Here is a 12,179-nt window from a genome sequence, read left to right as displayed (position 1 = left end):
GAGGCGTCCACTGGGGAAGTGAGAAATGGGTACCTACCAGAACGTGGCGCGGTTACCGCTACCGGCTCCGGCCCATGCGGGGCTCCCGGTCGGTTCGGTCGACGTGCTGCCCCAGCTGGCGGCACGGGCCTGGCCGAACCGCACCGCGCTGCACTCCGCGGCCGGCCCGGTCAGCTTCGCCGAGCTGGACCGGAGGATCTCCCGGCTGGCGTCCGGGATCCGCGACCTGCTCGGCGGTGAGGGCTCGGTCGTCGCGCTGTCCGCGGTGCTCGGCGCCGGCTTCCCGGTCGCCTACTACGCCGTGCTGCGCAGCGGAAACGTGGTCGCGCCGGTCAATCCGCGGCTCGGCGCCGAGGTGCTCGAGCGGCTGCTCGAGTCGGTGTCGGCCCGGGCCGCGGTGCTGAACCGCACCATGTACGAGCGGGTCCGGCCGGTGCTCACCGGCCTCGAGCACGTGCTGCTGCTCGACGAGCCGGGCGCCGCCGGCGTACCGAGTTGCACCGACCTGGCCGGCCGGGGCGACCTGCTGGTCGAGCCGCGCGACCGGGACGAGAACGAGCTCGGCGCGATCATGTTCGGCGGCGGCCCGACCGGCCACTCCGGGCTGACCCATCACCGCGTCAAGGTGGACGCCGCCACGATCGGCGCCGCGCACGGGCTGACCGAGAACGCCGTGGCGGTCAACGGGATGCCGACCTTCCACCCGGCGCATCTCAACGCCGCGGTGTGGGCCGGCGCCACCCAGGTGTTCTGCGCCAGCCAGGATCCGGTGGTGCTGGCCCGGGAGGTGGAGCGGCACGCCGCGAGCCACTGCTACGCGCCCGGCGCGCAGTTCCCGCCCGAACTGCCCCGGCGGGCGGTGGCTTCATGATGTCCACGGTCTACCCGGGTTCGGTGCGCGACGCGATGGAGCACTGGCCGACCGGCATCGCCGTGATCACCACGGCCGACCAGTCCGGCTGGTGGTGGGGCTGTACGGCCGACTCGTTCGCCGCGGTGTCCATGCGGCCGCCGCTGGTCTCGGTCTGCCTCGACCGGGAGCACGAGTGCCGCCCGGTGTTCGCCGCCGCGGACAGCTTCGCCGTGCACGTGCTCCGCGAGGGTCAGGAGGACCTGGCCAACCGGTTCGCCTGCCGGGACGCCGACTTCACCGACCTCGCCGTCGAGCGTGGCTACGACGACGTGCCGCTGCTCTGCGACGTCGCCGTGCGCCTGGAATGCCGCACCACGTCGGTGGTTCCGGCCGGCGACCACGTGATGCTGCTGGCCGAGGTGGTGCGGGTGCGGACCGGGCCCGGCGACCCGCTGGTGTACCTGCAGCGGCACTTCCGCCACCTGTCGCGGTACGACCGCTTCGCTGCGTAGCCGGTGGACAGCATCGGGGCGGGTGCGCGGCCGTGGACGAGCCGTAAAGATGGTTTTACGATCTCGGCACATTCCGGCGGCGCACGGTGGAGATGAGCATGAGCGGTGCAGCGGACACGTCGATCACCCTGTGTGACGCCTTCCAGGCGCGCATCGCGGTCGCCCCGGACACGGTGGCGCTGCGCACGCCCGGGGACCGGATCTCGATCACCTGGCGGCAGTACGGCGAGCGGGTGCGCACGATCGCCGCGGGGCTGGCCGCGCTCGGCGTCGGCCGGGGCGACACGGTGGCGCTGATGCTGGTCAACCGGCCCGAGTTCCACCTCTGCGACACCGCCGCGCTGCACCTCGGCGCCGCCCCGTACTCGGTGTACAACACGTCCTCGCCGGAGCAGATCGCCTACCTGGTCGGCAACGCCGGCAGCACCGTGGCCATCACCGAGCGGGCGTTCCTGCCGAAGATCCGCGAGGTCAGCGGCATCGAGAAGATCGTCTGCGTGGACGGGCCGGCCGAGGGCGCGATCACGCTCGACGAGCTGGAGGCCGGCGGCTCCGCGGACTTCGACTTCGAGGCGTCCTGGCGCGCGGTCGAGCCCACGGACCTGGCCACGATCATCTACACCTCCGGCACCACCGGGCCGCCGAAGGGCGTCGAGCTCACCCACCACAACCTGACCGCCGAGGGGAAGGCCATCGAGGCCATCTACCACCTCGAGGCGGGCTGGCAGATCCTGTCCTACCTGCCGGCCGCGCACATCGCCGACCGGGTCACCTCGCACTACTCGATGATGCTGTTCGGCGCGGTGACCACGTGCCTGGACGACCCGCGCAAGATCGCGGCGACGCTGCCCGACACCCGGCCGCACCTGTTCTTCGGGGTGCCGCGGGTGTGGGAGAAGGCCAAGTCCGCCATCGAGACCGGGCTCGCCGCCGAGCCCAGCCCGGTCAAGCGGAACATCGCCCGCTGGGCCATCGGCGTCGGCGCCCGGGTCGCGCGGTGCACGCTTGCCGGCCGGCCTGTTCCGGCGCCGCTGGCGGTGCAGTACCGGATCGCCGACACGCTCGTGCTGTCCAAGCTGCGGCACCGCCTCGGCCTCGACCGCGCCCAGATCTGCCTGTCCAGCGCCGCGCCGATCGCGCCGGAGACGCTCGAGTACTTCTGGGGCCTCGGCCTGTCGATGTACGAGCTGTGGGGGATGTCCGAGACCGCCGGCATGTCCACGTCCAACGCGCCCGGCGCGGTCAAGCTCGGCACGGTCGGCCCCGTGGTCCCCGGCACCGAGGTCACGCTGGCCGCGGACGACGAGCTGCTGGTCCGCGGCCCGACCGTGATGCGCGGCTACCGCAACGACCCGGCGAAGACCGCCGAGGCCATCGATCCCGACGGCTGGCTGCACACGGGAGACATCGCCACCATCGACGCCGACGGCTACGTCAAGATCGTCGACCGGAAGAAGGAACTGATCATCAACCAGGCCGGCAAGAACATGTCCCCGGCCAACATCGAGAACGCGGTCAAGGCAAACTGCTCCCTGGTCGGCCCGGTCGTGGCCATCGGCGACGCCCGCCCGTTCGTCTCCGCCCTGGTCGTCCTCGACCCCGAAGCCGCCGCCGCCCTGGCCACCCGCCACGGCCTGACTGAAACGTCCCCAGCCGCCCTCGCCACCCACCCCGAGATCCGCGCCACCGTCCTCGCCGGCGTCAAAGCCGGCAACGAGAAGCTCGCCCGCGTCGAACAGATCAAACGCTTCCGCATCCTCCCCACCACCTGGGAACCCGGCGGCGACGAACTCACCCCAACCCTCAAACTCCGCCGCAAACCCATCGCCGAGAAGTACCAACACGAAATCGACGAAATGTACACCGGCTCCGCCGACACCATCGAAGTGAAATAAGCCCGGCCAAAACATTCATGCACGCGATGATCGAGGCTCGGCTGCCGGAGATCGGGGGCCTGTGCCGTCGGCTGGGCGTCCGCCGCCTCGACCTGTTCGGCTCAGCCGTCAGCGAGTCGTTCGACACCGACTCCAGCGATGTCGATGTGCTCGCGGAGTTCGACACCCGGCCCGGGTTCGACCACTTCGGCGCCTACTTCGGCCGCAAGGAAGGCCTCGTGCAGATACTTGGCCGCCCGGTCGACGTGGTCAGTGCGTCAAGCATCCGTAATCCCTACTTTCCGCGAGCGTGTGATGCAGACGAGGGAACCGCTGTATGCGGCCACATTGGGCGACACGAACGCGTGACACACCTACGCGAACGCGTCACACGGCTACGCGGACGCGTAACTCGGCTACCCGAACGCGAGACACGCCCGGAGCGCTCGCCGTTCGGGAATTTGCCCGGTCGGTGACGGCCGCGCTGGCCTGGTGACCGCCGGTCTAGGCTCGCACCATGACCGTGCTGGACACCACCGTCATGGACGCCGTCGCCGCGTGTGCCGTTGCCGCGAAGAAGGCCGCGCCGGCGCTGGCCGCTGCTCCCGATGAGGCGGTCGACGCGGCGCTCGGTGAGATGGCCGCGCGGCTTTCCTCGGCCCGGCAGACCGTCCTCCAGGCCAACGCCGAGGACGTCGAGGCCGCGCAACGCGACGGGATGAGCTCGGGCCTGCTGGACCGGCTGCGGATCACCGAGCAGCGCCTGGTGGACATGGCCGAGCAACTGCGCCTGCTGGCCGCCGCGCCGCATCCGGTTCGCGAGACCGAGCTGGGCGAGTTGCCCGGCGGCCTGCGGCTGCTCGAGCGCCGCCGCCCGGTCGGCGTGATCGGCGCCAACTACGAGGCCCGCCCGAACGTCACCGTCGACGTCGCCTCCCAGCTCGTGAAGTCCCGCAACGCCGGCGTGCTGCGCACCGGTTCGGCGGCACTCCGCTCGGCCACCGTGCTCACCGATGCGGTCATCGCGCCTGCGCTGTCCGATGTGGACATCGACCCGGACGCGATCCAGCTGGTGCCCAGCGCGGACCGGGCGGCGGCCGGCGCCCTCGTCCAGCTGCCGCACCTGGTGCCGCTGGTCATCCTCCGCGGCAGCGGCGACAGCACCCGCGAGCTCGGCCGCCTCGCCGCCCAGCACGGCGTGCGCACTCTCGCCCACGCCGACGGCGGCGGCGTCCTCTACCTCGATGCCGACGCCGACCTCGACCTGGCCCGCGACCTCGTCGCCCGCGGTCTCGACCGCCTCGGCGTGTGCAACCGCCTCAACCTGCTGCTCATCCACCGCAACGTGTACGACTCCGCACTTCCCGGAATCCTCGACACCCTGCGCAGCCTCGACATCCGCCCGTCGCTCCCGCCGCACGACCACGCCCTCGGCTACGAGTGGGCCCTCGACGCCGACCGCGAGTCCACCGTCACCATCGCCCCCGTCGACGACCTCACCCACGCCGCCCGCACCGCCAACGAGGAGACCTCCGGCCTCGCCGCCACCATCGTCACCGCGAACCCCCAGGCAGCCGACGCGTTCATGGCCGCCTACACCGGCACCGGCGTCTTCTGGAACACCACCACCCGCCTGCTCGACGGGTTCAAGCTCCTCGGCGTCCCGGAGACCGGCATCAACATCGACAAGGTCCCCGGTCCCCGCGGGCCGGTCACCTACCCCGACCTCTGCCTGCGTCAGTACGCCGTCGTACCCAGGCCGTGAACCCGGCGCGCCCAGCCCAGGAACGCCGGCCAGCATGCCGTGAACAGCCGCCGCTGTGCTGCCGCCAAGCAGCTCGATCTCCGCGGCCGGCGGTGACGAGGGGTAGGCGGCCAGCCCGGCGCGCCCGTTCACCGTCTTGGAGTTCGCCAGGCACGCCAGGTCCCACGCGACCGGACCCCGCCACGTGTCCTCGAAGTCGTTCCACACGAACCCGTCCGGTGTCACCAGCAGGTTCACGGATGCGCGTCGCCGTGCAGCGCCTGACCCGGCAGACCCTCGATGGCGACCACCAACTCGGCGAGCTCCGCCCGCCACCCGTCCACCTCGCCGACCGGCACCACTTCATGCCGCTCCAGCAGGTCGAACACCTGGCGCAGGTCCGACACCGGGCCGTCCACCGGCAGCTCGCCGGGGTAGTCCCGCAGCGTCGCGTGCAGCTCACCGAGCATCCGCCCGGCCACCGGCGCGGGTCTCAGGTGTACCAAACACATTGCTGCCGTTGTGCATAACCACCGGGTCGGCACACCGCACTCGGTACCGGCGAGCCACTGCGACGGCGGCTGCCACCGCCCGTTCCGTCCCCATCGTCTCGATCATCGCATGTGCCGTGACCTGGGCGAGAACCGGCGTAGAGTGTGACTCGCGACGCGCCGGCCCAGGCGCGCCGGCCTCCCCGGTGCCGGCTACCATCCCTTCGGAGCCCGGCTCAGCAGCAACAGGAGGCAGGAGTGACGGCAGTAGCCCCCAAGCCGATCGCCACGCGACCGTACCCGGCGCGCGAGACGGTCAAGGGTTCGTCCCTGCTGAAGCTGTTCTGGACGACGGACCCCAAGCAGATCGGCATCATGTACACGGTCACGTCACTCTGCTTCTTCATGGCGGGCGGCGCGATGGCCATGCTGATGCGCACCGAGCTGGCCCGCCCGGGCCAGCAGGTGCTCAGCCCCGAGCAGTACAACCAGCTGTTCACCATGCACGGCACGATCATGCTGCTGCTGTACGCGACGCCGATCCTGTTCGGGTTCGCCAACCTCGTGCTGCCGATCCAGATCGGCGCCCCGGACGTGGCCTTCCCGCGGCTCAACGCGCTGGCCTTCTGGCTGTTCGCGTTCGGCGGCATCATCGTGATGTCCGGCTTCCTGACCCCCGGCGGCGCCGCGGACTTCGGCTGGTTCGCCTACACCCCGCTGTCGGACAAGGTGCACTCGCCGGGCGTCGGCGCCGACCTGTGGATCGTCGGCCTGGTGCTGTCGGGTCTCGGCACCATCCTCGGCGGCGTGAACATGATGACCACGGTGATCTGCCTGCGCGCGCCCGGCATGACGATGTTCCGGATGCCGATCTTCACCTGGAACATCCTGATCACCAGTCTCCTGGTGCTGATCGCGTTCCCGATCCTGGCCGCGGCGCTGCTGGCGCTCCTCGCCGACCGGCAGTTCGGTGCGCACGTGTTCGACCCGGCCAACGGGGGCGCCATCCTGTGGCAGCACCTGTTCTGGTTCTTCGGCCACCCCGAGGTGTACATCGTCGCGCTGCCGTTCTTCGGCATCGTCAGCGAGATCCTCCCGGTGTTCAGCCGCAAGCCGCTGTTCGGCTACCGCGGCCTGGTCTATGCAACCCTGGGCATCGCCGCCCTCTCGATGGCTGTGTGGGCGCACCACATGTACGCCACCGGCGCCGTGCTGCTGCCGTTCTTCTCGTTCATGACCTTCCTCATCGCGATCCCGACCGGGGTGAAGTTCTTCAACTGGATCGGCACCATGTGGAAGGGCCAGCTCACGTTCGAGACCCCGATGCTGTTCAGCGTCGGCTTCCTGGTGACGTTCCTGTTCGGCGGCCTCACCGGCATCCTGCTCGCCGCCCCGGCCATCGACTTCCACGTCGCGGACACCTACTTCGTGGTGGCGCACTTCCACTACGTGCTGTACGGCACGATCGTGTTCGCCACCTTCGCCGGCATCTACTTCTGGTTCCCGAAGTTCACCGGGCGGTTCCTCGACGAGAAGCTCGGCAAGCTGCACTTCTGGCTGACGTTCCTGGGCTTCCACGGCACGTTCCTGGTGCAGCACTGGGTCGGCAACGAGGGCATGCCGCGCCGCTACATCGACTACCTGGCGTCGGACGGCTTCACCACGCTGAACACGATCTCCACGATCGGCGCGTACATCCTCGGCGCGTCGACGCTTCCGTTCATCTACAACGTGTTCAAGAGCTACCGGTACGGCGAGACCACCGACGCCGACGACCCCTGGGGCTACGGCTCCTCGCTCGAGTGGGCCACCCCGACGCCGCCGCCGCGGCACAACTTCAAGGAGCTGCCGCGGATCCGCTCCGAGCGCCCGGCGTTCGACCTGCACTACCCGCACATGGTGGAGCAGTGGGAGGCCGACAAGTACACCGGCCCGTTCGCGCACGCCAACGGCCGGACCAGGCCGGCGCCGTCCGAGGTGCTCGCCGGCGTGGTCAACCCGGACGAGATCTCCCAAGGCGATCCGACCAGACCCAACTGACCATGCTGCCGGCTCCCGGAAGGCGCAACATGACTACGCCAACTCGGAACACGGCTCCCCGAACGCGAGACACGCCCGGCGTTGCCACCTCTCCACTTCGGCGTGTCCCGCCCTCGCGTAGCTGTGTCCCGCGTTCACGTAGTCGTGTCTCGCTTTCGTGTAGCTGTGTCTCGCTTTCGTGCAGCTGGGTAGCAGGTTCGGGGACGGGTTTGGTCGAGTGCTGGGCGAGAACGTGGTAGCTCGCGGCACGCCGACCACCACACCCGTTCTCATCACCGTCACCGGCCCGGACAAGCCCGGCGTCTCGTCGGTGCTGTTCGCCGTCCTCACCCGGCACGGCGTGGACATCCTCGACGTCGAGCAGGTGGTGATCCGCGGCCAGCTCGTGCTGGGCGTGCTGGTCGGCACCGCCCACGACCCCGAGGGCCTGCAGGAGGCGATCGAGCAGGCGATGGCGACGGTGACCATGCGGGTCGAGGTGGAGGTGGGCGCCGACCCGGTGTCGCCGTCGCGGGTCGGCTCCAGCCACGTGCTGATCGTTCTCGGCCAGCCGGTCACCGCCCGCGGGTTCACCGAAGTGGCGCGGCGGCTGGCGGCGCTGTCGGTGAACATCGACGCGATCCGGCGGGTCGCCGACTACCCGGTGACCGGCCTGGAGCTGCGGGTGTCGGTCTCCCAGGACACCCAGACCGCCGACGCTGAGCTGCGCTCCGCCCTGGCCGAGGTGTCCTCCCGGATCGGCCTGGACATCGCGGTGGAACGCGAAGGCCTCACCCGGCGCGCCAAGCGGCTCGTCGTCTTCGACGTCGACTCGACCCTGGTGCAGGGCGAGGTCATCGAGATGCTGGCGGCCCGGGTCGGCGCCGAGGTCCAGGTCCGCGAGATCACCGAGGCGGCCATGCGCGGCGAGGTCGACTTCACCCAGGCCCTGGAACGCCGGGTCGCCCTCCTCGCCGGCGCACCCGAGTCCGTGCTCGACGAGGTCGCCGACTCGCTCACCCTCACCCCGGGCGCCCGCACCACGATCCGCACCCTGAAACGCCTCGGCTTCCGCTGCGGCGTGGTGTCCGGCGGCTTCACCCGCGTCATCGACCGCCTCGTCGACGACCTCGGCCTCGACTTCAGCGCCGCCAACGAGCTCGAGATCGTCGACGGCACCCTCACCGGCCGGGTGCTCGGCGGCATCGTCGACCGCCCCGGCAAGGCCGCCGCCCTTCGCCAGTTCGCCGCCATGTTCGGCGTCCCCCTCGCCCAGTGTGTCGCCATCGGCGACGGCGCCAACGACATCGACATGCTCTCCACCGCCGGCCTCGGCGTCGCCTTCAACGCCAAACCCGCCCTCCGCGAGGTCGCCGACACGGCGCTGTCCCACCCCTACCTCGACGTCGTCCTCTTCATCCTCGGCGTCACCCGCGCCGAAGTCGAAGCCGCCGACGCCGCCGACGGCCTCGGCCCCACCCGCCCATGAACCCCGCGGTCCTCGAACCCCTGGCCGCCCGCTACGCCACCTGGCTCGCCCTCCCGGCCACCGCCACCGCCGACACCACCGACGAGAACTGGTCCGAAGTCCGCGCCATGCCGGTGATCCTCCGGATCGAACGCACGGATCCCCCACCCCGCACGGCACTCCTGGAAGCCGCCGCCGCGGCCGCGCTCGCCGTCTGCCTCGACCCCCGCACCTCCCCCGAAGGCGAATGGCACGACGCCGTCACCAGCTGGCTCGACTCCCGCATCCGCAAAGTAGCCCGCCGCGCCCGCGGTACCCATTGGCAAGCCGTCCAAGACCTCCCCGGCATCACCATCACGGTGAACGACGCCGAAGCCCGCGCCCTGGTCCCCACCCGCGTCGTCGAAGCCCCCAAAGAGGTCACCCGGCTCCAAATCTCCGGCAGCGAACTGGAAACCGATGACCCCGGCCCCGCACCACCCGACGTCCCGGTGCTGTGGCTCAACCCCACCATCGACATGACCGCCGGCAAAGCCGCCGCCCAGGTCGGCCACGCCACAATGTTGCTGGCCGCCCTCCTCCACGCCAACAACCAGGACGACGCCCTCACCACCTGGTCCACAAAGGACTATCGCTGCGCCGTCCGAACTCCCGCCCTGGACCGCTGGACGGCGTTGCACCCCGGCCCCGACCCCGCCACCGCCTGGCAAAAACACCAGGTCGTAGCCGTCCGCGACGCCGGCTTCACCGAAGTAGACCCCGGCACCGTCACTGTCCTTGCCCAATGGCCAGACGACTAGCCGTAATACGGGTTCAAACCACAACTCAGTTGCTGGAGTGTCCAACTCAGTTGCCCGAGCGTCGAACTCACTTGCTGGAACGTACGACTCGCCGAGGGTAAGTCCCGGCCTTCGGCGAGTCGTACCGTCAGGCAACTGAGTCTTACGTCCGGGCAATTGAGTTGTACGTTCCAGCAACGACTCGAGGCCGTGCGATCTTGAACGAGAGGTTGATGTCGACCAGAAATCTCATGTGGAGTGCCTCCGCCGCATATCGCAAGGCCTCGGCGATGTCCTCAGGCGTCAGATCCGGCGATCTCATCGGTGCTCATGCCGTTCGCCACCATGGCAATGACCTTCGTGACCGGTATCCGCATCCCGCGGATGCACGGCATGCCACCTCAATGGTGCGGGCGCCACTGGCCGCTAGAAGATCTTGACCAGTTGCTCTCGGCCTTCCGGGCTGCGGAGGAGAACCTGGTTGCCGGCACGCAGCTCGGCGTCGATGAACTCGTAGATCGCCAACGCACGGTTGACGATGTCGACCTTCTTCAGTCCCGTCCGTGCCTGGACCTTGCTCATCGCCTCCGCCGCCTCGGTGATCAAGGCGACGGTGATGCGATCAGCCGTGGCGGGACGGACCGGTACCTCGTCAGCTGACGACACTGTGTGCCCTTCTGTTCCTTGCGCTTTCGGACCATTCTCGCACAGAGCCATCATTTTGACATCTTTTCGATGCGCGACAGCCATCGACGCGGTATGCTCTACGAAGAGTCGAGAGGAGATCAAGAGACCTGACCTCTGTTTCTCTGCGCGTGGGCTGGCGCTGGGCGCGAGGACCGTATTCGGGCTGGACATGAGGGCTTGCCCGGGTGCGGTTGTGGCTCTCGCGCGGCATTGGCGGTGTTCCCGCGTGTGAGGGAGCGCAGAGGTCCCCCAGCGCGATGGGCTTACGCCGTGGGCTCACTGGTCTGGGGAGGAAAGGACACCCAGATGGGTGTGCCGTCAGAGGGCTCGGATGAGGAGCCCACCCACCAGGCACGGGTGGCGATCGAAAAGGCTGTGAAGGTGGAGATTGCTGCCGCTCCTCGGCAGTTGGTCTCGCTGCTTCGGATGGTTGCCTGTGTGCTCGTGGTGATCGGCGCGATCGCCGGTCCGGCGCTGACGTTCGTCGTGGTGCCGGGAGGCTTTCCGGTGTGGGCGACGACCACCACGATCATCGGCCAGCTGGCCGTCCTGGCTCTGGTGGCTCCGCTTCGGTCGAGTCACTAGAGATGCCACGGTGTTGCGGAAGGGGCGCTCCGGCCGGGCGCCCCTTCTTCATGAGTTGGTGTGGAGCAAGGAAGTCCAGCCGCCTGCCGGGAAGGTGAGGGTGCCGGCGGTCGGGTTCTTCGAGTCGCGCACCGCCACGCCCGGCCCGATGAAGGCGACCTCGACGCAGTTGTTGCCGCTGCCCTGCCCGCTGCGGCTGCTCCTGCGCCACGCCAGGTTGGAAAGATCCACAGTGGACACTGTCTTCGCCTCGCTCGTCATCGGTCGTCGAACTCCGCGCGCAACTGCCCGATGAGCGTTGTCGAATCATTCGGGCTGAGCGCCTCGGTCCGGAGCCGGTCGAACATCAGTCTAGCTGCCTGGATCTCCGCCTCATCCTCGATGTGAAGAGCCCCGGTCGCGTACGACACGTAGAGCATCTCGGGGTTGTAGTCCTCCGGGAAGGTCAGCAGGGTGAATCCGCTGTCCATGGAACTGTGTGCCCCGTTGCGCAGCGGCAAGACCTGAAGAGTCACGGTCGGTAGGTTGGCGGCTTCAACCAATTGTTCGAGCTGACTGCGCATCACCTCGCCGCCGCCGACCCGGCGGCGTAGTGCAGCTTCGTCCACGATCGCCGCCAACTCCAGTGGGTTGTCCTCGTCCATCAGCCGTCGTTTGCGGATCAGCCGGACGGTGACATCATCTTTCAGTTCTTTCGTGGTGCGCGGCAGCGAGTCACAGGCGAAGAGGGCACGGACGTAGGGCTCCGTCTGCAGCAGGCCAGGCAGATTGAGTCCGCAGAACTCACGGACCGCCACCGCCTCGGTCTCGACATCCACGTAGCCCATGGCTACCGAGGGGTATTGGTGATACCACCTGGGTTGGCGGGCCTCGCGGGCTTGCTCGATAAGGTCGTAGTCGGCGCAGTCGTAGAGATCCATCATCGAGCGGACCAGATGCACGTCGGCGCGGCTTTCGCCGATCTCGATCCGGAACAGGGAGCTGCGGCTCTTGTCCAGGCGGGCGGCGGCTTCTTCCATGCTCAGACCGGCGCTCTCGCACATGGCTCGGAGGCGGTTGCCGAGCCGGCGGCGGAGGAAAGGGCGGTTTCTGCTTGGTGTTCACGCGGGCTCCTGGTCACGATGAGTAGCCGCATGATCGCACTGGGCACGCCGGAACCGGGATGTC

The 12,179-nt window shown here is 69.1% G+C and carries 14 protein-coding genes and 1 pseudogene; 9 read left to right on the top strand and 6 right to left on the bottom strand.

Annotated elements, in window-relative coordinates:
- The first annotated feature begins 25 nt into the window (after nt 1-25).
- The 5 genes from VGR06_RS00785 to VGR06_RS00765 all read left to right on the top strand — a co-directional run bounded on the left by VGR06_RS00785 (nt 26) and on the right by VGR06_RS00765 (nt 5,004).
- On the top strand, nt 26-871 hold the full coding sequence (locus VGR06_RS00785; protein WP_327556950.1) for a class I adenylate-forming enzyme family protein: 846 nt from the start codon (nt 26-28) through the stop codon (nt 869-871).
- Nucleotides 868-1,365 carry a flavin reductase family protein gene (locus VGR06_RS00780; protein WP_327556949.1) on the top strand — a complete coding sequence of 166 codons (498 nt, stop codon included), beginning with the start codon at nt 868-870 and terminating at the stop codon, nt 1,363-1,365. Before VGR06_RS00785 ends, VGR06_RS00780 begins: the two co-directional genes overlap by 4 nt.
- Before the next feature lie 98 nt (nt 1,366-1,463).
- A complete protein-coding gene (locus VGR06_RS00775; protein ID WP_327556948.1) occupies nt 1,464-3,260 on the top strand; it encodes a long-chain fatty acid--CoA ligase in 1,797 nt (598 codons plus the stop codon).
- 17 nt (nt 3,261-3,277) lie between these two features.
- Nucleotides 3,278-3,715, top strand: coding sequence for a nucleotidyltransferase family protein (locus VGR06_RS00770; RefSeq protein ID WP_327556947.1), 438 nt, complete (start codon nt 3,278-3,280; stop codon nt 3,713-3,715).
- Between the two features lie 41 nt (nt 3,716-3,756).
- Nucleotides 3,757-5,004 (top strand): aldehyde dehydrogenase family protein, encoded by a 1,248-nt coding sequence (locus tag VGR06_RS00765; protein ID WP_327556946.1) that lies wholly within the window; start codon nt 3,757-3,759, stop codon nt 5,002-5,004.
- 233 nt (nt 5,005-5,237) lie between these two features.
- Here the strand turns inward: VGR06_RS00765 and VGR06_RS00760 are convergent, their stop codons facing one another.
- Nucleotides 5,238-5,495, bottom strand: coding sequence for a hypothetical protein (locus VGR06_RS00760; protein ID WP_327556945.1), 258 nt, complete (start codon nt 5,493-5,495; stop codon nt 5,238-5,240).
- Nucleotides 5,496-5,732: 237 nt separating this feature from the next.
- Here VGR06_RS00760 and ctaD point away from each other — a divergent pair, with 237 nt between their 5' ends.
- The 3 genes from ctaD to VGR06_RS00745 all read left to right on the top strand — a co-directional run bounded on the left by ctaD (nt 5,733) and on the right by VGR06_RS00745 (nt 9,761).
- On the top strand, nt 5,733-7,514 hold the full coding sequence (ctaD, locus tag VGR06_RS00755) for a cytochrome c oxidase subunit I (RefSeq protein WP_327556944.1): 1,782 nt from the start codon (nt 5,733-5,735) through the stop codon (nt 7,512-7,514).
- 217 nt (nt 7,515-7,731) lie between these two features.
- On the top strand, nt 7,732-8,982 hold the full coding sequence (gene serB, locus VGR06_RS00750) for a phosphoserine phosphatase SerB (protein ID WP_327556943.1): 1,251 nt from the start codon (nt 7,732-7,734) through the stop codon (nt 8,980-8,982).
- Complete coding sequence (locus VGR06_RS00745) at nt 8,979-9,761, top strand: peptidyl-tRNA hydrolase (RefSeq protein WP_327556942.1); 783 nt, start codon at nt 8,979-8,981, stop codon at nt 9,759-9,761. The genes serB and VGR06_RS00745 overlap by 4 nt, the downstream gene beginning before the upstream one ends.
- Before the next feature lie 275 nt (nt 9,762-10,036).
- Here the strand turns inward: VGR06_RS00745 and VGR06_RS43735 are convergent, their stop codons facing one another.
- A complete protein-coding gene (locus VGR06_RS43735; RefSeq protein ID WP_349256890.1) occupies nt 10,037-10,117 on the bottom strand; it encodes a hypothetical protein in 81 nt (26 codons plus the stop codon).
- Nucleotides 10,118-10,166: 49 nt separating this feature from the next.
- A complete protein-coding gene (locus VGR06_RS00740) occupies nt 10,167-10,490 on the bottom strand; it encodes a hypothetical protein (protein WP_327556941.1) in 324 nt (107 codons plus the stop codon).
- Between the two features lie 294 nt (nt 10,491-10,784).
- On the opposite strand from VGR06_RS00740, the gene VGR06_RS00735 reads away from it, so the two are divergent.
- A complete protein-coding gene (locus tag VGR06_RS00735; protein ID WP_327556940.1) occupies nt 10,785-11,012 on the top strand; it encodes a hypothetical protein in 228 nt (75 codons plus the stop codon).
- A 48-nt stretch (nt 11,013-11,060) separates the two neighbouring features.
- Here VGR06_RS00735 and VGR06_RS00730 read toward each other — a convergent pair whose 3' ends face one another.
- The 3 genes and pseudogenes from VGR06_RS00730 to VGR06_RS00720 all read right to left on the bottom strand — a co-directional run.
- Complete coding sequence (locus tag VGR06_RS00730; RefSeq protein WP_327556939.1) at nt 11,061-11,273, bottom strand: DUF397 domain-containing protein; 213 nt, start codon at nt 11,271-11,273, stop codon at nt 11,061-11,063.
- Nucleotides 11,270-11,839, bottom strand: coding sequence for a DUF5753 domain-containing protein (locus VGR06_RS00725; RefSeq protein ID WP_327556966.1), 570 nt, complete (start codon nt 11,837-11,839; stop codon nt 11,270-11,272). Before VGR06_RS00725 ends, VGR06_RS00730 begins: the two co-directional genes overlap by 4 nt.
- A gap of 84 nt (nt 11,840-11,923) precedes the next feature.
- A pseudogene (locus tag VGR06_RS00720) lies at nt 11,924-12,067 on the bottom strand (helix-turn-helix domain-containing protein); the annotation flags it as partial.
- Between the last annotated feature and the right edge of the window lie 112 nt (nt 12,068-12,179).

The organism is Actinophytocola sp., from assembly GCF_036002505.1.
Taxonomy (GTDB): Bacteria; Actinomycetota; Actinomycetes; order Mycobacteriales; family Pseudonocardiaceae; genus DASYTH01.
This window is presented reverse-complemented; position numbering and strand designations above follow the sequence as displayed.